This window comes from Orientia tsutsugamushi str. Boryong (assembly GCF_000063545.1).
Taxonomy (GTDB): domain Bacteria; phylum Pseudomonadota; class Alphaproteobacteria; order Rickettsiales; family Rickettsiaceae; genus Orientia; species Orientia tsutsugamushi_C.
This window is the reverse complement of record NC_009488.1, coordinates 1782733-1801692: the sequence shown is the minus strand read 5'-3', so window position 1 is coordinate 1801692 and position 18960 is coordinate 1782733. Positions and strand designations below refer to the sequence as shown.

Sequence of the window (18960 nt, the reverse complement as noted above, 5' to 3'; positions counted from 1 at the left end):
ATAAAAAAATATCAATAAGGGCATATAAACACTAGATTAAAATAAGGATATGACATATATATATAACATGTCTATAGGTAAAGGTGCAAAGACATATTAAATATAAGGAAAAAGAAAAGTTAATTTTTGTTAACTTCTGCACTTTATAGAACCTACTATTAACTTATGTTAACTTTTATTAATATTTATAATTAATCTTCAACTTTAACTATAAACATATTTGTAATATTTATCAATATAACAAAAAAAATTAAGGCGAAAGGTAGAAAATAGGTAGAAAAAATTCAGGAAATTGGGGGTCAGTTTTCAATCTAAAGGTTAAGATGATGGTTGAAAAATACATACCAACCCAAAGTTGATAAAGGGGCTTGGAAGTCAGGTTTGTGAATATAAATTGCTCAAAAAACTTAAGTTAGTGAATTATTAATTCAAGAATTATCCATGCTAACTTTTAAATTAACCACTTCTTCGTTTGATAACCCAGTATTTTCAGCAATAAATTCAACTGAAAAGCCAGCGTTTAATAAGTTCCTTGCAAGCCCTTGTGCAGCTTCAGCTCTGCCTTTAGCTATGCCTTCATCAATATATTGTGCAGCAATTGTTTCCATAATCCTTTTTCTATCCTCAATTGATAAATTTTCGTCCAGTAATTGTTTTAACCTAGGTTGCTCATTTTTACTAACCTTACTTATAGTATAATGCAATAACGCTTTTATGTAAAGAAAGCCATTTTCTTTATCTTTTTGTGCTATTTCGTGTAGTGTATTAAAAAATTTTGCCCATAGCTCTATTATATCCTGTTGATTATGAATATACTTCATAAAATGAACTAGTGCAGCAGTTGCTTTTCTTTTTATTTCACTATCTGGCATTGCTTGCCAATCGATTAATAAGTATTCAGAGCTCATCAACTCCTTTAGCTAATTTAGGATCATCAAACAGTTCCCATAAGCTTCTCGTAGCATTAAATCGGTCAGCTCCATGATATACTACAATTGGTACAACAATTGGTAATTTTCCACGTTCTTTTTTACGCTTTTTAAGTCCTTTTTTATGCCTTTTTAATATTGATAATGTGTATTGCCATAATTTGAACGCAATCCAATAATCAGATCTTAATTCTGCCTCAATAAGTACATATATAAATGCATTATTATTATTTTTTGTTTTAACTGAAAATAGTACGTCACACATACTACGGCGTAGATTGGCTTCAACAAACGATTCTTGCTCAACTTTTATAGTATTTAAATCTAGTACGTTTTTAACTTCATTTGGTAAAAAGTCATTTATAAAATCCAGAGCTGCTTTTGGTTCATTCATTAAATCTTTAAATAGCCCATCGTGTTTTAAATTTTCAGACATAATCTTGGTTGTATATTAGTTTGTATGGATTCATTCTTTTCAGTAAGTTTTCTTATTTCATGGCTGATAATATTTCTAACAGCATATAACCCTTGAGTTTTTAATAGATTATTGAAGTCATTTTTGACTGTGCAGACTGTTGCTCCCTTATCATCTAAAACTTTTTCTGCTTTTTCAGTATTTACGTCATTTTTAACTGCTAGAATGATCTTTTCTTTTGAGGCAGGATTATAGTTTTGCAAATTTTGGGCTTCAATGGCACATAAGATTTTTCCTTCGACTCCAGCATGTTTAATGCTTAGAGCAGTTTCAATATTCTCTGTAAGAATTGTTATAGAAGAGTAGTCTGAATTTTGTTGAGCAATTTCAACAAATGATCCACTAATTGTACCAACAGAATTTTCAGCTGCATCCGCTTTATTACATGTTTTTGAATTCAAGGCTAATATCTTAGCTCCAGTAATTTCATCTTTGTCATTTTTAACAAAAATAGTGAGTGCAGGCCAGGATTTTTGAGTCTTTTCATCAAAAACCATATTTGCTCTTAAATTAGGATTGTCAAAGATTTTTGAACTATAAATTTCTGTATGATTTTCTAAAAATTTGTTGACTGTTGTTACTTCCGCATTAGCTTTTTCCTTTTTGTTATAGTCGTATAGGGGTAAAGATTTTGCATATAATTCTTTAACCTCACTTTGATTCGTTATTAATTCACTTTGTATTTCATTAAATTTAGTAAGTTTAGCAATTTCAGGTATTATGATCTGTCTAATAGCTTCAGCCCCATGAATTTGTAATAGGTCGTGAAATCACCTTCTTGTGTTGGCATCACTTTTAACACCTTTGCTCCACTATTTTCGAGTGTTTTTTTCGCTTTATCAACAGTATTCATTGTTATAGAATTTTGTCCATCATTATCTGCCGCTATGATTATTTTTTCTCCTTCAAATGGTTGATAGTTCTTGAAATTATGTATACCAACAGCAGCGATAATTTTTCCATTAATTCCTGCTTGTTTTAGACTTAAAGCTGTTTCAACGCCTTCTGTTATGATTGTTATAGGCGAATCATGTGGTGCCAATGTACTAATTCTAACAAACGATTCGCTAAATTTTGCCAAAAGCTCGCCTAGGGACTGAAATATCTGCCTTATCGCACGTTTGCGAATTCAAATATACAACTTGTACACCAGTAATTTCACCTTTCGCATTTCTAGCAAATGCTGAAAATGCTGGATAATTTTCATTCGTTTCTCTATCAAGAATTACGCTTGCTCTCAAGTCAGAATTCATTGTAAAACAATCAATTCTTCTATGTTGTTCAAGATATCTTTTTACGATTTGAACTTCAGTATTATTAGTAAAATATAATGGAGAAGACTGATTATAAAAGTATTGAACTTTTCGAATTTTAGCTAGCTCATTTTGAGCAGCGTTTTGAGTGGTTTCTTTACGTTGGTAATTCTGCTTATAACTTGTTATTCCTACCATGCTTGTTAGATATTCCTTGGCTTTAACAAAATCACCGCCCACGTTCTTTTCTGGCTAAGTCAAATAAATCTCCACCTTCGCCAGAACTAAAGTCATACCATTTTCCAGCATGCTTGCCACTAGTATTGACGACAATTTTCCCTGTATCTCCCCAACGTATTTCTCCACGTCTAGAGAAATGTTTATTAGGCTCTCCAAGCAAATCACAGGCTATGGTTTCTGCATGAGAAGCTATTTTATTTCTCAATTCTTCCATTAAATTATGATTGTTTGAATTATTGATTTTATCAGTCATACAGAACCTCACCTTCGCTAAATTTATTTGTATTTTTACCGTTTAAATGGTATAATATTTTTGCTGAGTGATTGTTGAGATAGTATTTCTGTTAACGAATCTTTCTAAGTTTCATAACTTTCACATTCTACTTAGTAAATTCATATCTTTATTATCCTTGAGCTGCTCTATGCAGCTCATTTTACCTTCGAATACTAACTCTTGGATTTTGTTGTTCAGGCTTTGTGTTGAGTTTTTCTGTAGTTGAAATATCGTTTGCGGTCTTTGTAGCCTTTAATTCATTATTTGGACTTATTTCTGATTTTCTTATATCATTAACTATATTAGGTTGTTCGATCTTAATGTCAGCTAATTGCTCTGGTTTTTTATCGTACTGATAATATTTAGCGTTTTTATGAAATCTGTCTCCTACATCAGTTACTATAGACTTAAACCAACAACCAATTTTAGTTAAAATAGTTGGATTTTCTTTATTTAAATCTTCATTAGTTTTTAAGTTTATGCTAGCTGATTTATCATTTGGTCTGCTGAGCTGATATACTAAGCTGTTAAAACTGCTAGTAGCTTCTTTATTACAATATAACTTTAACTGTTCTATATGCCTTGTCATGGCTACGTATGAGCTGCTTATATTACCAACTCAGTTATGAAGAATGTATACATCTTTTATAGAAGCTCCCTGGGCCTTATAAACAGTACTTGCATAACCATGTTTAAATTGTATTTTGCTTGGGTCAAAACTCACATCTTGTCCTGCATCTGTCTTAGCTACAAATTCATTTTTATTAACCGAAGTTAAAGTTGCAAATTCACTATTTTGTATTTGTAAATCCTTATCGCTTTTTTGAAATACAATTCGATCTCCAGCCATGTAGGACTCTTTCCTTCCAGCTATTGAACGCCTATATTCTGTGCCTTGTAGCGTGCCATTAGCTTTTAACAAAGATCTAATACTTGAATTAAGAATGTCTACCTCTTTATTACGTACTGTAATTACCAATTTTTCATGTAGCTTAAACTTGCTTAGACTCCAGTTGTATCTTAACTTACTCATTGAGTCCTGCAACGTATTATCAAACTTAATACATTTATTTTGTCTCAGTAATGTTATACCGCTTAAAATATTACTCTCAGCAAACTTTGTTGCTGCTTCTCTGCTCCAGTTTTCACTTTGTCTTCGAATATTCACTAAAACATGTGAACTGAAAATATTACTCAGCATCTCAAACATTCCGCCTCTTTCTATTGAAGCTAACTGCTTTTCATCTCCAGCAAGTATCAGTTGACAATTATTGTTTCTAACTACTCTAAACAGCTCTGCATATTCTCTAGTAGCAACCATTCCAGCTTCATCTACTACTATTAACCTATTTTGCATAAAAATTTTTTTTCGATTATACAAAAATCCTTTTACTGTATAGACTTCCTTATAACCTTTGCTCCTCAGCTCTGATACCGCTTTATGAGTAGGAGCAAGTCCAATAACATTTTGTCCACGATTTGTTGCAATTTTATATGCTTTTGCTAAAACAGTGGATTTACCTGTTCCAGCTCTTCCTCTTAGTACTCTAACTCCACTAGTGCTAAGCAAAATATGCCTTAGAGCTTGTTTCTGTTCTTCACTAACATTTGCTAGACCTTCTATATCACTTTTAAGATTGTAAATATCGTTGTAATAAACTTGATTATTGATTTTATTAGCTATTCTTATTATTCTTACTTCCTCGTCTCTAACATCAGTTGTAGTAAAATATTTGCTACTTTCACCATCATCATGATATAACTCTAGTATTCTATTTGAACTGAACACTTGCTGAACTAACATTCCCCTTTCTGTTAGGTCTGGTATATCTTTTACTGCTTTTTCAATATCCTGCTTAGTAAAAATAGATTTGTAATGTGTTATAGCATCCGTTATTACATCAACATCCTTAATAATTTTTAAATTAGCCTCTTTACGTAACTCATTTTCATTTGCAACTTCATTAATTAAACCCCTAATTCTAGTAGGGCCAATATGCTCTTGCGGTACTGCACTTATCTTATCAACTCTATTTGTTAAGCCTAATTTAGCAAAATATGCATTAATTATTTCCTTCACTTTTTCATGAATCATCTCAGCTTCTAGAATAATAAATGCCTTACCTTTTGATGTTCTGAATTTAGGCTCCAAGTCAACAGCTTTACCACCTAATTCTTCGCCATTCTCTTTAATCTTCTTGTAGTAACCAATATATGCGCATGCCAGTTTTTATCTCCTCTATGAAGCTTATGAATGTCTATCTGTACTCCAAGACCATTTTGCACCCATTCCATTGCATCAACTATTTCATGTGTAATCTTTATTCTATCTTCTAAATTCAATTCCTTATCGTCTGGCAGTGCTATTACGATATCCTTCAACAACTTACTGTTTCTTCGTTTTTCTGTTTGTTCCACCTCATTCATTAATCTTTGGACATTCTTGAATTTTTGATTTACATAATCTGGTATCAGTACTGTATGATATACGTTATCTTTCTTATAAGAGAAGTTATACCTTATATTTGTCTGCTCATTTTTAACAATAGTTCTTGCATTATACGCTGCCTTACAACAACTATCTCCTCCTTTACTTCTACTTAAAAATTCAATCATTGCAAACTGTATAGCCATCTCAACACCAATTCTCACCTGAGTTTTAAGTTAGCATGGTTTTTTTGATTTTGCTAGCACAAACTTCTTTTTTTTAACACTCAATCGGCTAATGAGTGCTCATTTTTTAGCAGTAAACTTTCAAGTTTACATATTGCGTATAAGCTTATTCTTTAATGAAGCTTCTAACCTGAATTCACGTTTTTTTGACTATAATTATTTGATGTTGGTTTGGCAGGTGCGGTTTTTTTCTTTACTGGAATTTTATTTTGATATATTCTTGCCTGATTTTTTTATCTTTCTGAATTACTAACATGGCAAATCTTATGCAGCAAAAAATTACTCTCCAACAAAAAAAGCTAAGCTAATCATGGATGAGGTTAACCTCAAAATCAAAGAACGTAAAATGCGTACTCGACGTCTTATCGAAATGGGTGGACTAGTCGCTAAGGCTAAGCTTGATCACTTATCAGCAAACACTTTATTTGGTGCGATTGGTTTCACTAAAAGAAACTTTAACACAACATCCAAATGTTCAGAATCATTGGACTACAATCGGTAAAGATATTTTTGATAAAGAACAGCAAAATAAAGCTGCTGTGATTTTAAAATTTTCCTCTGAACCAGACGAAAACACTAAGCACCACATTCGCCTTCATGGCTTAAAATGGAACAGTTTTCGTCAAGAATGGTGCGGCAATGTTAAGGACATTGAGGCCTTAAAGAATGGCCTTCTCAATGTTCAGTATAAACTTGAGCTTGTGTCTTAGATAATAGTTCAAACTATATGCGCAGCTAGCAATATCACTACTGATAGAAAATATAGAGTAAGAATTCCAGAGTAACATAACTGATGGTAATAATAAAAAAAAATAAAGAATTTTGATGAAATTTCTGATAGTGTTAAAAATAAGGCTGTAAAAAAGAAAATTTGATAACAGCACATTTGATTTAGCAATTATCATAGCTAATCAAAAATTTAAAGGGGAATTTTTATAAATCATATGAAATATATGACAGTATTATTAATACAGTTACATCTATTGCATCAAAATAATCTGCTCATATAACAGTATTCAATTTAGGGTAAAGATATGCTAGCAGACAAATATTTTAATAAAGGGAATTCATTTTTTCAGTTAAGAAAATATCAAAAAGCAATAAAGAATTTTGATATAGCTATTAAGTGTAATCCAGATTGTATAGAAGCTTATATTAATAAAGGAATGGCTTTAAAGGCATTATGGCAACATCAAAAAGCAATAGAAACTTTTGATACTACTATTTGATATAAACCTGATTTTTCAGAAACTTATTATGCTAAAGGAATTTCTTTATACGAACTAGGACAATATCAAGAGGCAATAAAGAATTATGATACAGCTATTCAATACAATCCAAATGATGCAGACTATTATATTGGTAAAGGAACTTCTTTATACGAACTAGGGCAATATCAAGAAGCAATAAAAAATTATGATGTAGCTATTAAGTATAAACCAGATTTTGTAGAAGCTTATGTTAATAAAGGAGCGTCTTTAAAGGAATTAGGGCGCAATCAAGAGGCAATTGAAAATTATGATATAGCTATTAAGTATAAACCAGATTTGATAGAAGCTTATCATGCTAAAGGAAATGCTTTGAAAAATCTTGGAAAGCTACTAGAAGCAATTAACAATTATGATCAAGCTATTCGATACAGCACAAATTACGCAGGCTCTTACAATAATAAAGGATCTGCTTTATGTATACTAGAACAATATCAAGAGGTAATAGAGAATTTTGATTTGGCTATTAAGTATCAACCAGATTTTCCAGAGGCTTACTATAATAAAGGAATTGCTTTGAATGAATTGGGGCGACATCAAGAAGCAATTGAAAGTTGTAGCCTGGCTATCAAATATGATTCTGATAATGTATACGCATACCAGTTAGCAAATGAACTTACAAAAAAAATTAAAAAAAGCAATCTCCGCATCATAACTGATTAATTTTTAGAATCAAGGCACAGAGAATCAGATGTTCATAAGCTAAGAATGTTTTATTATTCTAGAATTATAAACTATAGTTATTTACAATGAGGTTTGAGCATAAAAAAAGCGACAATAGCATCATAAGATTTACTAACAGGATATTTTATACGCAAACTTCATTAGACTTCTTTCGAAACTATACAATGATGTAAAATGGTGTTATAAAGATCTGATTTGAAGTAATAATGAAATTAGATCAGATTAAAGAGTTAAAGGATGAAAAATTTCGTCGATTAACAGTAGTAAGGAAGGGAACATTCTCAAAGATGGTGGATATTTTGAGGAAAGCTGATGGTGTTAAGAAATCAAAAGGAGGGCGTAAAAATAAGCTCAATTTGGAGGAACAGTTATTGATGGCCTTAGAATACCTTAGAGAATACCGTACTTATTTTCATATAGGTCAGAACTATGGGATTAGTGAAAGTTCAGCATATAAAGCTGTAAAATGGGTAGAAGACACCTTAGTTAAACACCCAAACTTTGCTCTTCCAGGTCGTAAAGCTCTAATGAATAGCGATATGAATTATGAAGTAGTCTTGATTGATGCTACTGAGAGTCCAATAGAAAGACCCAAAAAAAACAAAAATTCTATTATTCAGGAAAGAAGAAAAGGCATACACTAAAGACTCAAATAGTGGTAGACAAGAAAACACACCAAGTAATATGTACAGATTTTTCTAACGGTAAAAAACATGACTTTAGATTATTTAAGGAATCCAAAATTCTTATCCATCCTAAGATTAAAGCGATTACTGATATAGGATATCAAGGTATACAAAAAATTCACAATAATTCTGCATTACCAAAGAAAAAAAGCAAGAAAAATCCTTTAACTAAAAATGATAAAAAGAATAATCGTAGGTTAGCAGGAGAAAGAGTTGTCAATGAAAACGTTATTGGTATGCTAAAACGGTTCAAAATTATTGCTGACAAATATCGAAATAGACGTAAAAGATTCGGTCTTAGATTTAATTTGATCTCTGGCATTTATAATTTTGAACTACCTTAACCAGTTTCGAAAGAGGTCTATTAAATGTTTCAATCCTTATATTTGTTGATGCTATGTATTGTCTAAATAAAAAAATCATTCCATTTAGAAGAAGCTATTATATTTACTTTTTTTCTGTCGTAGTTATTTACTATTAGCCTAAAATATTGTATCCAATCTATGAAATTTATGCTTACTTGCCCAGATTTTTCCAGCTGACAGTATAGTTTTTGCATTTCAGAATCTATCTGTTTTATTGTTGTGCTATTAATTCCCTCTGTAGATAATTTTTCAGTTAATTTATTGATTTTGTTTTGACCTTCGTCTTCTATAGGCATAGAATTACCCTGCTATTTAAGTTGTTAAATTGCTTCCTAGAGATTAAAAAGAAAATTTTGCGGTTTAAGTTTTAATCTCTATCAGAATATTATCTAAATCTTGAATCTCAGATAACATCAGGTATACAGTATCATTTCATTTTTTGTCAGTACATGACTTTTTGTCATAATTATGAAAGATTTTTTCATCTTTTTTAAAATAGATGCGAAATTATCACATTGTATCTCTAGCTTCAAAAACATCATTCAAAAAAGATTTATAAAAAAAGCTCTGCAGCAGTTATTATTACTGGCTTTAAGGCTTATTTTCTACTATAATTCATAGTAGAGATTTAATTAATCAAAAATTCTTGTGTCAATAGCAATTTCTAATGAACCAAAGCCTTTTCTTCACTGGGTTGGAGGCAAAAGGAGAATTGTTGCTAAACTAATAAAGCATCTTCCTTCAGGGCCATACTATAATTACTATGAACCATTCCTTGGAGGTGGGGCTTTATTTTTTCAAGTTAGGCATCTGTTTAAACAATGTTTTTTGTCTGATATTAATCTCAAACTTAATTACTAGTTATAACGCTGTAAAAAAGAATCCAAATGAGGTTAATAGATTACTAAATCTATATCACAAAAACCATTCTGAAAATTATTACTATAAAATAAGGGACAATTATTATAGTAATGATCCTAACGATATTACTGCAAAATTTATATATCTTAATAAATATTCCTTTAGGGGAATTTATAGGCTAAACAGAGACGGCACATCCGCTCAAACATTTTCTGATAAGTGATATCTTAAGCTTCATATTTGCTCTAGAATAAACAAATGTAGTAACCTTCTGGCTGGTGTATCAATTTATGCTAGAGATTTTTCATTTATAGAGCCTAAAAAAGGTGACTTCGTTTATCTTGATCCGCCTTACCACCAATCAGGAGAACGTTTCTACACTAGAGTTCCATTTGATGAAAAAGAGCAAATCAGACTACGAGATTTTGTATATGAACTAAACAATAAAGGTGTTAAAATTATGCTTTCAAATAATAACACTACCTTCATTAAAGACTTATACAAAGACTTCTTCATTACTCATATTGGAGTTACATACTCAATCAATCAAAAACGCAATCTCGTTAATGAGCTAATCATTACTAACTATAAAACTTGCTAGTTATTAAATGTGAACCCGCCATCCAACACGTATATGAATAGGAAGTGGTCTATAGTTAGCTATTGTGGAGCATTCAATATCTAAATATGCATCTCTTGATAAGTTTATTGTTGTGCCAACTCACAAATCTATACCAGTACCACTGCAACACGCGAGAACTGATACTAGGCCACCTGTAACAAAAATTGATGCTTTGTTACCTTCAATTATATTGTAATAATAATTTCCTTGAACAAAGTTATCTCTACAGTTGTGATGACACATAAATCCTAATCTTACATCCATTCTGTGACGATCTAATCTATAACCAATTCCAGCTTCTAATGTATCGTAGTTAGTAGCAATACCAGTTGAAAATTTTATATAGAATTGTGAAGTATCAATACTAACTTTAGAAGTATTGAAGTTTACATTATTATTCGCTGTACATATCGATGGTGAAGATAATACAACGAATGCTAATATAACAGCATAACACGGTTGTAAAAGTGATTTCAAAATACTCATAGCAGTATCTATCTAATTTAATATTTTTTATACAGTTAATGTTAATTATACTTTTTGTCAATTCTATTTCCTAGAATTAATCTATTGTATCTGTTTCAAAGCTGTGGTCTGATACCATGTGAGCTACTTTCAATGGATGTGTATAGTATAGTTCTCCAGTATCTCTCTTTTGCTGGCCATGATATTTTTTAGCGTAAAGTATTGCTCTTTCAACTTTATCAAGATCAATTTTGGTGTTAAATCTTACGTTGGTTCTGAGCAGCTTATTTATTAAGCTCTCACTATAAAAATCTATCATTTTCCATCTCTAAATGGTTATTAATAAATTATACCATAATTCAAACTTTTTGTATACTCCAATCCCAGATAAAAACTGGAAAAGAAGCAAATTAAATTATAAAATTTTTGATTCAGTTATCACGATGCTAAAACTAACCTTAAGTTGTATATCTCTGGTGTTAATGAGTAAAATTTTGCTGTAATTTTTTTTTTGGACCAGCATTTTTTCATTTATGCATAATCTAGTGTTTATTAACCTTGCTGAGAGTTTTTAACAATATTGCCAAATTTAGAATACTGATTAGTATAGTGTAACTTCACTGTACCAACTGGCCCATTACGGTGTTTAGCAACAATTATTTCAGCAGTATTATGACATCTATCTTGTTTAGCAATCCATTCCGTATATTCTGGCGTTCCAGGAGCTGGCTCTGATCTAGATAAGTAATATTCCTCTCTATATATGAGCATTACAATATCTGCATCCTGTTCAATGGAGCCTGATTCTCTTAGATCTGATAGCAACGGCTTTTTATCAGGCCTTTGTTCAACAGCTCTAGATAATTGTGATAATGCAATTATTGGAATATTAAGTTCTTTTGCAAGTGCTTTTAGGCTTTGAGTAATTTCAGAAATTTCATTTACTCTATTATATTGACTTCTATTTGAATCAATCTTAATTAACTGCAAATAATCAATAAATAATATTGCTAAATTATGAGTGCGTTTAAGTCTACGAGCTCGTGATCTAATTGCTGATATTGAGATTGCAGGAGCATCATCTATAAAAAAATTCCACTTTTGTATTTCATTTTGTACAGTCTTTAACTTATCAACATCTTGTTCACCTATTTTACCGTTAAATAATGCAGAGCTATTAATTTCAGATTCTATAGAAAGAATTCGAGTAGAGATTTGCTGAGATGACATTTCTAAAGAAAAGAAGCCAACTGATGGTACATTATCTTTAGTATTTTTTTGAGTAAGAAAATATTTACAAGCATTTATTGCTAAGTTAACTCCTAAAGCAGTTTTACCCATTGAGGGCCTGCCAGCTAATATTATTAGGTCAGAATTTTTAAATCCTCCAAGCTTTGAATCAAGGTCAGGTAGTCCACTACTAATACCGTTAATAGAGTTTTTATTTTTAATAGCAGATGAAATTGATGTCCATGATTCTTCAATTGAAGTTTATAATTTTATAAATCCTTGACTTAAAGTTCCTCTTGAAGCTAGATCATATAATTGAGATTCAGCAGTTTCGATCTTACTGATAGCTGTATCTGCTAAAGTAGAAGAATATACATTCGTTGCTATTTTTTCTGCAATTTCAATTAAATAACGCCGCAGTGCGAGATCATATACTATTTTGCCGTATTCATTAACATTAACTATACTTAATGCTAAAGTTGTAAGTTTAGCTAGATAATCTACTCCACCTATTTCCTCAAAAGCGAGTTCATTGCCTAGCATATTTTTGAGCGAAATTACAGTAGCACTAATTCCTTTACTAATAATGAGATTAATTGACTTATATATTTTACCATGTAATGGTTCATAAAAATGTTCAGGCAGTAAAAATTCGTTAATGTTATATAGCGCACGATTGTTAATCAGAATTGCCCCAAGTATCATTTGCTCTGCTTAAATATTATTTGGAGCAATCTTTGCAAGATCTTTTTCCATATCACTCTTTAAATTTTATTAAAATTATTCGAACTTAACTAACTCAAAAGAAAACCCTTGAGCTTTAAAAGCGTACTCAAAATCTTTCAGATAATTCCCTCTGATGTAACTATCTTCAAATTCTGTTTTTGCTTTAATGAATATTTTTTTATTAACATTATCTTCATTTGCAACTTTCAATGGACTAAACCATGATTTATCGATAGCTTGACCATAACTTTTAATCAAAGATTCTCGTACTTTGTACCAAATTGAGTTGGAGTCTAGTTGTTTACTGAGATTCAAGAGATACTCTTCTTCATTGATTTGTTTCTGTGAAACAGTTTTGAGTTGCTCAAATGGTGTAACTTGCAATTCTTGAATTTCGTATCCATATACATCTTGTACAGCTTGTAATATCTTTGATTCATCACATTCTGTTAGTGTGATATTTTTAAGCAACTTAACAAAAAACCTAGTTCGAACTGCTGGCCCAAAACTACAAGAAGTCAAAATTTTATAAGCCATATCTGGTTCAAAAGAACCAGCAATTTTATGCTTCAACTGGCTTTCCTTACTAAGATTTGTGCTTGTTTCAATTTGAGAAAGATATTTTTCCTTATTAAATTTTTCTACGTTATCAAACTTAAAGTTGCCACTATTTGCCTGATCAGTATTTCGTAATTCATTCGCTAACGCTTTTGCCATATAGTTTAGAACTGATGCCTTACAGCCAAAATGATAATTCGAATATTGATCTGCTAGCTTTAATAGTAATTTGTTGATAAAGTATATGTTAAAAGCTCTATCAGACTTGTGTTGCAGTGTAACTGCATCTTCTGGGGTTAGTGGGTAAAATTCTTCTAGCTTGTACCTTTTGAACCATTCTTTTTTACCATTCGAAGACTTGAGAATCTTTGTTATTAGTGATTCAATGTCTTTATTGCGATTTTTAGTTGAAGTCCGTATATCATTTTCAAAATCATCAACATTTTGAAAATTTTGTTCTTCATTTTCATTTTTGTTATTCTCTACTAACTCACCTTCAGTAGATCTAGATATTTTAGATTTTTTTTATATATCTATATATGTCCCTGAAAAAAGTTTCAGGTTGACCTGAAATTTCTTTCATGTTGGGACGAAATTTTTTTTCTGGTAAGGCTATATTTTCTTCTTTTCCTTTTTCACTATAGTGCTGAAAATTTTTCAGAATTTTTATGCAAGGAACATTACGTAACTTAACATTGTCTTTAATTATTGTCCTATTTTCAACTTCAATAAAACCTGCATCTCTTAATTCTACTAAGCATTGCCTAACTCTTCTTTGACCAACATTCAGCTTATCTTCATAAAGTTGATAACTTTCCTGTAATTCATCTATATCTTTGTTGTAATAGATATGTAGTCTAAATACTATGAATGATAAAAGCTGTTTAGATGTTTTACTTAATGCTTTTCCATTATCTCCACTTAGCTTTCTCCATTCTGGTGGAATGATATTTCCAATAAAGTTATAAAATATTGTGTCATTATTGTTACTATTATTTTTAATAATATTACAACTATTACTACAGGGCGCATTTTTCATCTCCAAAAATACAGCTATAGTAGGTGTTTTAGAAAATAATTTTTTTATAAAATTACAGTCAAATTTTTGTTCAAAAGGTTGAAAATAGGTTGAAAAAAATTTTTATGCCAAACATATATAAATCTTCATACTTATACTATCTGCCTTAGAAGACCAATTTTTCCTATAGATCATGTTATTACATATGAGTTACAATTTATATAAATTATTGATCAACCTGAAAAATATTGTTTTTATTACTTTTTATTTTATAATCAATGAAAAAATAGTTTTTTGTATTTAATTATGTCAATATTATCTCTGGTAACTGCTCCTGATCCTATTTTAAAGAAAGTATCATCTCCAGTTGATACTGTTAATGACAGCATTAGACAGCTTATAGATGATATGTTAGAAACTATGTATCACAATCATGGAGTAGGGTTAGCTGCACCACAAGTAGCAGTCTCAAAAAGAATTATAGTTCTTGATCTAAGTAAAGTTGATATTGAAGAAGACAATATAACCAACAGCGAATATAAGTATCCATTGTTTATGGTTAATCCTATTGTTAAAGCCATATCTAATCAAACAGTAACAGCAAAAGAAGGATGTTTATCATTACCAAAACAGGCTATTGAAGTATCTCGTTATCATGAAATTCAAGTAACTTATCTTGATTATTATAACAAGTTGAAAACACTTAATGCTGCAGGATGGTTAGCTAGGGCTATTCAGCATGAGGTAGATCATTTAGATGGTATTTTATTAGTTGACTATTTATCTAATCTAAAAAAAGAGGCTACCTTAAACACACTATCCAAAATTAAAGATGCGGCTTATGATAAATGAAAATAATTTTTATGGGAAGTCCAGAATTCGCTATACCAGCATTAAAGGAGCTTGTTTTATCGAAGCATAATGTAATAGCTGTCTTTACCAGCAAGCCTAAAAAGCGTGATCGCTATTTAAATATTCAAAGATCTCCCATACATAAGCTAGCTAGCGCTTTATCTATTCCTGTTTATACACCAGATAGTTTAAAAACCAATGATGTACAAAACTTGATAGCAACTTTTGATGCGGATGTAATTGTAGTTGCAGCTTATGGATTGATTATTCCTAAAGCAATTCTAAAAATGAAAAAATATGGATGTATTAATATTCATCCGTCAATGCTGCCAAAATATCGCGGTGCAGCACCAATACAACGCACTATTATTAATGGCGAAAAAGAAACTGCTGTTTGTATTATTCAGATGGATCAAGGAGTAGATACTGGAGATATAATACTGTGTCAAAAATTCCATTTAGCTAAAAATATTTGTTTCAGTGAACTGCATGATCAATGCGCTAAAGTTGGAGCTAAGTTGGTAGTAAAAGCAATAAACTATATTCATACATTACCACGTATTCCGCAATCGCAAGATAGAGCTTCTTATGCACATAAACTTTCTAAATCAGAAAGCAAAATTAATTGGTATGAAAGTGCTTATACCATAGATTGTAAAATTAGAGGTATGAACCCATGGCCAGGTACTTTTTTTACTCATAATAATTGCAACATTAAAGTTTTAAAAGCCAAAATTGTAAATAATAGCCATAATTTACAACCAGGAACCGTGAAAATAGCTAATAATGATAAATTATTGGTAGCATGTCAAGAACATTTCTTAGAACTATTATCATTACAGCTTCCTGGAAGAAAAGAACTGAGCTCTGATCAATTTTTATGTGGTTACCATATCTTACCAGATACTGTTTTACAATAAATTAACGATGTTTAGATATGCAGTGTTTGTTGATACAGCAAACGCGCGATGCATTAAAATTAGTTAAACTTTTTGTATCAATAGCTATAGCTCTATTACTAATAAGCAACTAAGACCTTCCAAGGTTAAAGTGCAACACATATTCTAATGTAAATTGAACTTAAAGAAGCTTTAGCGTATGCTACTAAAGTCTCACGTAAGATTCTCTTAGATTGTAAGCATCTCTTCTATATTACCACAAACTGTCTTATTAGAATTTCATTAGCTATTTATTTACTTAAGCATATATAATTCTTAAGTTAGTGATAAAATTGAATGGTTTTAATAGGTTTATCATAACTACCATTAACCTTCAAATATAATTTTTGATTTGATACATTATTTCTATTCTTAGTACTATTAATATTTAAGTAAGAATTAAATTCTAATTTACTCTGATCTAACCTAACTAGCCCTGTCCCTTCCCCGTTTAACTGTTTTGTATTAAGTTTATAGTTACTAAACTGTAAAGCATTCTTATGGAGCTGAAAATCCCCCTCTACTGTTTGAAAGATCGTCTTACCATGATTTGCAGCTATATTAATATCTTTCTTTAAGTTATCATACACATAATTATTTTGTGTAACCCTATCAATTAGATAATCAAGTGAGATATCAGTTATTTCAACATCTTTGGCAACAAACTTAGCTGTAACATTGAAATTATTCATTATATCAGCTAAATTTTCTCCATTAGTAGTAATTGTGCCTTGCATACTGGCAAACCCTTTTGGCAAGAAAGATTCTTTATCTTGTAAAATAAAAGAAAAAGTAGGTATATAAAACGAGTTATAAGCATATACTAATGTCATGGCTAACGGAGACATTAATATACTACCTTTAGCTTGAAACTCTCCATTATCAATACGGCAATTAATATCCTTTACCTGAATAATTGAGTCTTGAACCGAAAATTTTGATATGAAATCCTGTATCAGTTTATCATTATATGAAAATTTTTGTAAATTAGTATTTAAATTAACAACAACCTTATTGTATTTTAGCTTGTTAATTATCTTTTTCATATTATCAAATAGCTGACTGTTATCAGTATTGAGATACAACTCTCCTTTATCAATTGCAATATCAATTCTAGGCTTTATATCCTTAGTATATAAACTAGCTTTGCCTATAAGATGATTTTTTTCATCTCCATAATAGAAATTATCAATATTTATTTGCCCAGGAGATAAATACACTAGTACAGCAAGCTTGTTAGGGGTTTTCCGCCCTTTAAAAGTAACTGACTTAAAATTTAAAAAAAAACATGCATTATAATTAATAGTATTTAAAGGAACAAATTTCATCAAATAATTATGTTCCTCAATGCCAGTACCCAAGCTTTGATAATACTCTAATAGTGAAGAAATTAGAGGGTAATTTGATTTATCAAAGTTAAAATCAAATAATGTTAATCGAGTATAAATCCTTGATAAATTGTTACCTATTGACTTATTATACATACTACCTTGAACTCTAGCCTTTCCTATCTGCATATTTATATCGTATAACTGATGATCGATAATCGTAGATCTAACGTTGCTTTCAAATAGCATAGGTTGTACTTCATTTACTGCTATATTTTTTAAATTCAATAGCGATAGCAAGTCATTAATATTTCTATGTTCTAATTTTACTTGCCCTTCAAATAATGACCTATATTGATTTTGTTTTACTGTTCCAACCATTTGAAAGTTACCACCAGAATTAATTACACCAGAAAAATTACTAATATTCATAATTTGGTCTCTAACTTCACTAATAAAAGATATATTTGTAAGCTTCTCATCACATATAATAACTTCCTTAGCAGTAATTGCGATATTACTATCAGTAGTAGGAATACTCATTGTTTTTTTGCTTTGAAAGCTAGCAATATTACTACTACCGTTACCAGAAAATAATTGATTCATTATTAACTTATTAAATGCTATACTGATTACATCAGCAGTATGTGTATCATTAAAAAAAGTGAGAGTTCCTACGGCTTCTATGGAATCTGAATTAATTTTTAGATTTTTAATTGACATCATCTGGTCTGTAATCTCTGTATCAAAAATTATTTCAACATGCTCATTAGTATTAAATTTAGTTAATATAGAATCAATATCGTAATAATAACTATTAATAAAACTGGATAGATCTTTAACTAACAATTTACAATTACCTACTGGTAATTGATGCTTATTTAACACCCCTTTAAATGTAAAAGCATAATTTACAGAAGAAAAATCTAGATTAATTTCTTGTTGATTTTCACAAGGAAGTACACCTTTTACTTTATGAATACCATCAAAAACACCTTGAATCTGATAATGGCCATTCATTAAATTAGCTGATAACTCATTAACTGTACGTATTATATTGCCATTACTATTAATACAGTTAACATTTTTCATTTGTATATCATAGCTTCCAGGCAAAAATTCATAAATACTATCAATTAGGTTTATCATATAATCAAATCTTGGCCTATCAATCATAATATTAGCATCTTCAATTACTAAATGCGAAATTACAGGCTGAAAAATAAGTAATGATAATGGTGAAAAATATATCTTTACTTTCTTTATAAGAAAATGCTTATTATCTACAGATAAATTATCAACACAAACTTGAGGTACTGGAAAATTTTTAAACTCTAGATTAGTATTAAACGACAATTTTTTATTTGATAGCACAAATTGTTGTACCTGTTTCGAAAGTCTATTATAGTTAAATAAATATATTGATAGTATTGAGCCTATAAATAGCAGTAAGGCAATGGTAAAAAAATAAATTTTTTTCCTCATACAATTTACTTTAAATAATTATTTCTGTAT

The 18960-nt window shown here is 30.2% G+C and carries 9 protein-coding genes and 10 pseudogenes; 7 read left to right on the top strand and 12 right to left on the bottom strand.

Annotation, left to right across the window (positions count from 1 at the left end; translation table 11 throughout):
• Nucleotides 1-428: 428 nt before the first annotated feature.
• From OTBS_RS08495 to OTBS_RS18560, 5 genes and pseudogenes are all read right to left on the bottom strand, one after another.
• Nucleotides 429-1365, bottom strand: a pseudogene (locus OTBS_RS08495) (Rpn family recombination-promoting nuclease/putative transposase).
• Nucleotides 1350-2446: pseudogene (locus tag OTBS_RS18565) on the bottom strand (toprim domain-containing protein). Before OTBS_RS18565 ends, OTBS_RS08495 begins: the two co-directional pseudogenes overlap by 16 nt.
• 25 nt (nucleotides 2447-2471) lie before the next feature.
• Entirely contained in the window at nucleotides 2472-2897 is a 426-nt protein-coding gene (locus OTBS_RS08480) for a hypothetical protein (protein WP_157866447.1), read from the bottom strand.
• Nucleotides 2887-3150 carry a hypothetical protein gene (locus OTBS_RS08475; protein WP_041621343.1) on the bottom strand — a complete coding sequence of 88 codons (264 nt, stop codon included), beginning with the start codon at nucleotides 3148-3150 and terminating at the stop codon, nucleotides 2887-2889. The genes OTBS_RS08480 and OTBS_RS08475 overlap by 11 nt, the downstream gene beginning before the upstream one ends.
• Before the next feature lie 181 nt (nucleotides 3151-3331).
• A pseudogene (locus OTBS_RS18560) lies at nucleotides 3332-5805 on the bottom strand (AAA family ATPase).
• 293 nt (nucleotides 5806-6098) lie between these two features.
• Between OTBS_RS18560 and OTBS_RS08465 the strand changes: the two are divergent.
• From OTBS_RS08465 to OTBS_RS13155, 4 genes and pseudogenes are all read left to right on the top strand, one after another.
• Nucleotides 6099-6554, top strand: a pseudogene (locus tag OTBS_RS08465) (conjugal transfer protein TraD).
• A 324-nt stretch (nucleotides 6555-6878) separates the two neighbouring features.
• Nucleotides 6879-7073: a tetratricopeptide repeat protein gene (locus OTBS_RS14665; protein WP_050897486.1), complete on the top strand. Its 195-nt coding sequence runs from the start codon at nucleotides 6879-6881 to the stop codon at nucleotides 7071-7073.
• Between the two features lie 18 nt (nucleotides 7074-7091).
• Nucleotides 7092-7775 (top strand): annotated as a pseudogene (locus tag OTBS_RS17725) (tetratricopeptide repeat protein); the annotation flags it as partial.
• 227 nt (nucleotides 7776-8002) lie between these two features.
• A protein-coding gene (locus OTBS_RS13155; protein WP_157866275.1) for an IS5-like element ISOt6 family transposase occupies nucleotides 8003-8826 on the top strand; the annotation gives its coding sequence in 2 pieces (ribosomal slippage) (nucleotides 8003-8390 and nucleotides 8390-8826; 825 coding nt in all).
• Between the two features lie 19 nt (nucleotides 8827-8845).
• Here the strand turns inward: OTBS_RS13155 and OTBS_RS08445 are convergent.
• Nucleotides 8846-9143 (bottom strand): annotated as a pseudogene (locus OTBS_RS08445) (sensor histidine kinase); the annotation flags it as partial.
• Between the two features lie 352 nt (nucleotides 9144-9495).
• Between OTBS_RS08445 and OTBS_RS08440 the strand changes: the two are divergent.
• Nucleotides 9496-10309: pseudogene (locus OTBS_RS08440) on the top strand (DNA adenine methylase).
• 3 nt (nucleotides 10310-10312) lie between these two features.
• Here the strand turns inward: OTBS_RS08440 and OTBS_RS08435 are convergent.
• The 5 genes and pseudogenes from OTBS_RS08435 to OTBS_RS14655 all read right to left on the bottom strand — a co-directional run bounded on the left by OTBS_RS08435 (nucleotide 10313) and on the right by OTBS_RS14655 (nucleotide 14348).
• Nucleotides 10313-10816 (bottom strand): annotated as a pseudogene (locus OTBS_RS08435) (hypothetical protein).
• A gap of 82 nt (nucleotides 10817-10898) precedes the next feature.
• A pseudogene (locus OTBS_RS08430) lies at nucleotides 10899-11114 on the bottom strand (bifunctional (p)ppGpp synthetase/guanosine-3',5'-bis(diphosphate) 3'-pyrophosphohydrolase); the annotation flags it as partial.
• A 233-nt stretch (nucleotides 11115-11347) separates the two neighbouring features.
• A pseudogene (locus OTBS_RS08425) lies at nucleotides 11348-12730 on the bottom strand (replicative DNA helicase).
• 75 nt (nucleotides 12731-12805) lie between these two features.
• Nucleotides 12806-13468, bottom strand: coding sequence for a DnaA N-terminal domain-containing protein (locus tag OTBS_RS14660; protein WP_232488988.1), 663 nt, complete (start codon nucleotides 13466-13468; stop codon nucleotides 12806-12808).
• Nucleotides 13469-13823: 355 nt separating this feature from the next.
• On the bottom strand, nucleotides 13824-14348 hold the full coding sequence (locus OTBS_RS14655) for a hypothetical protein (RefSeq protein ID WP_041621267.1): 525 nt from the start codon (nucleotides 14346-14348) through the stop codon (nucleotides 13824-13826).
• Between the two features lie 285 nt (nucleotides 14349-14633).
• On the opposite strand from OTBS_RS14655, the gene def reads away from it, so the two are divergent.
• Complete coding sequence (gene def, locus OTBS_RS08415) at nucleotides 14634-15179, top strand: peptide deformylase (RefSeq protein ID WP_011945081.1); 546 nt, start codon at nucleotides 14634-14636, stop codon at nucleotides 15177-15179.
• Nucleotides 15176-16099, top strand: a complete 924-nt coding sequence (gene fmt / locus OTBS_RS08410; RefSeq protein WP_011945080.1) for a methionyl-tRNA formyltransferase — start codon at nucleotides 15176-15178, stop codon at nucleotides 16097-16099. Before def ends, fmt begins: the two co-directional genes overlap by 4 nt.
• A 299-nt stretch (nucleotides 16100-16398) precedes the next feature.
• Here the strand turns inward: fmt and OTBS_RS08405 are convergent, their stop codons facing one another.
• Nucleotides 16399-18930 (bottom strand): AsmA family protein, encoded by a 2532-nt coding sequence (locus tag OTBS_RS08405; RefSeq protein WP_011945079.1) that lies wholly within the window; start codon nucleotides 18928-18930, stop codon nucleotides 16399-16401.
• Between the last annotated feature and the right edge of the window lie 30 nt (nucleotides 18931-18960).

Coding starts and splice junctions, on each gene's coding strand:
- def (WP_011945081.1), top strand. CDS start 14,634: ATGTCAATATTATCTCTGGTAACTGCTCCTGATCCTATTTTAAAGAAA.
- OTBS_RS14660 (WP_232488988.1), bottom strand. CDS start 13,468: ATGGCAAAAGCGTTAGCGAATGAATTACGAAATACTGATCAGGCAAAT.
- OTBS_RS08405 (WP_011945079.1), bottom strand. CDS start 18,930: ATGAGGAAAAAAATTTATTTTTTTACCATTGCCTTACTGCTATTTATA.
- fmt (WP_011945080.1), top strand. CDS start 15,176: ATGAAAATAATTTTTATGGGAAGTCCAGAATTCGCTATACCAGCATTA.
- OTBS_RS14665 (WP_050897486.1), top strand. CDS start 6,879: ATGCTAGCAGACAAATATTTTAATAAAGGGAATTCATTTTTTCAGTTA.
- OTBS_RS14655 (WP_041621267.1), bottom strand. CDS start 14,348: ATGAAAAATGCGCCCTGTAGTAATAGTTGTAATATTATTAAAAATAAT.
- OTBS_RS08475 (WP_041621343.1), bottom strand. CDS start 3,150: ATGACTGATAAAATCAATAATTCAAACAATCATAATTTAATGGAAGAA.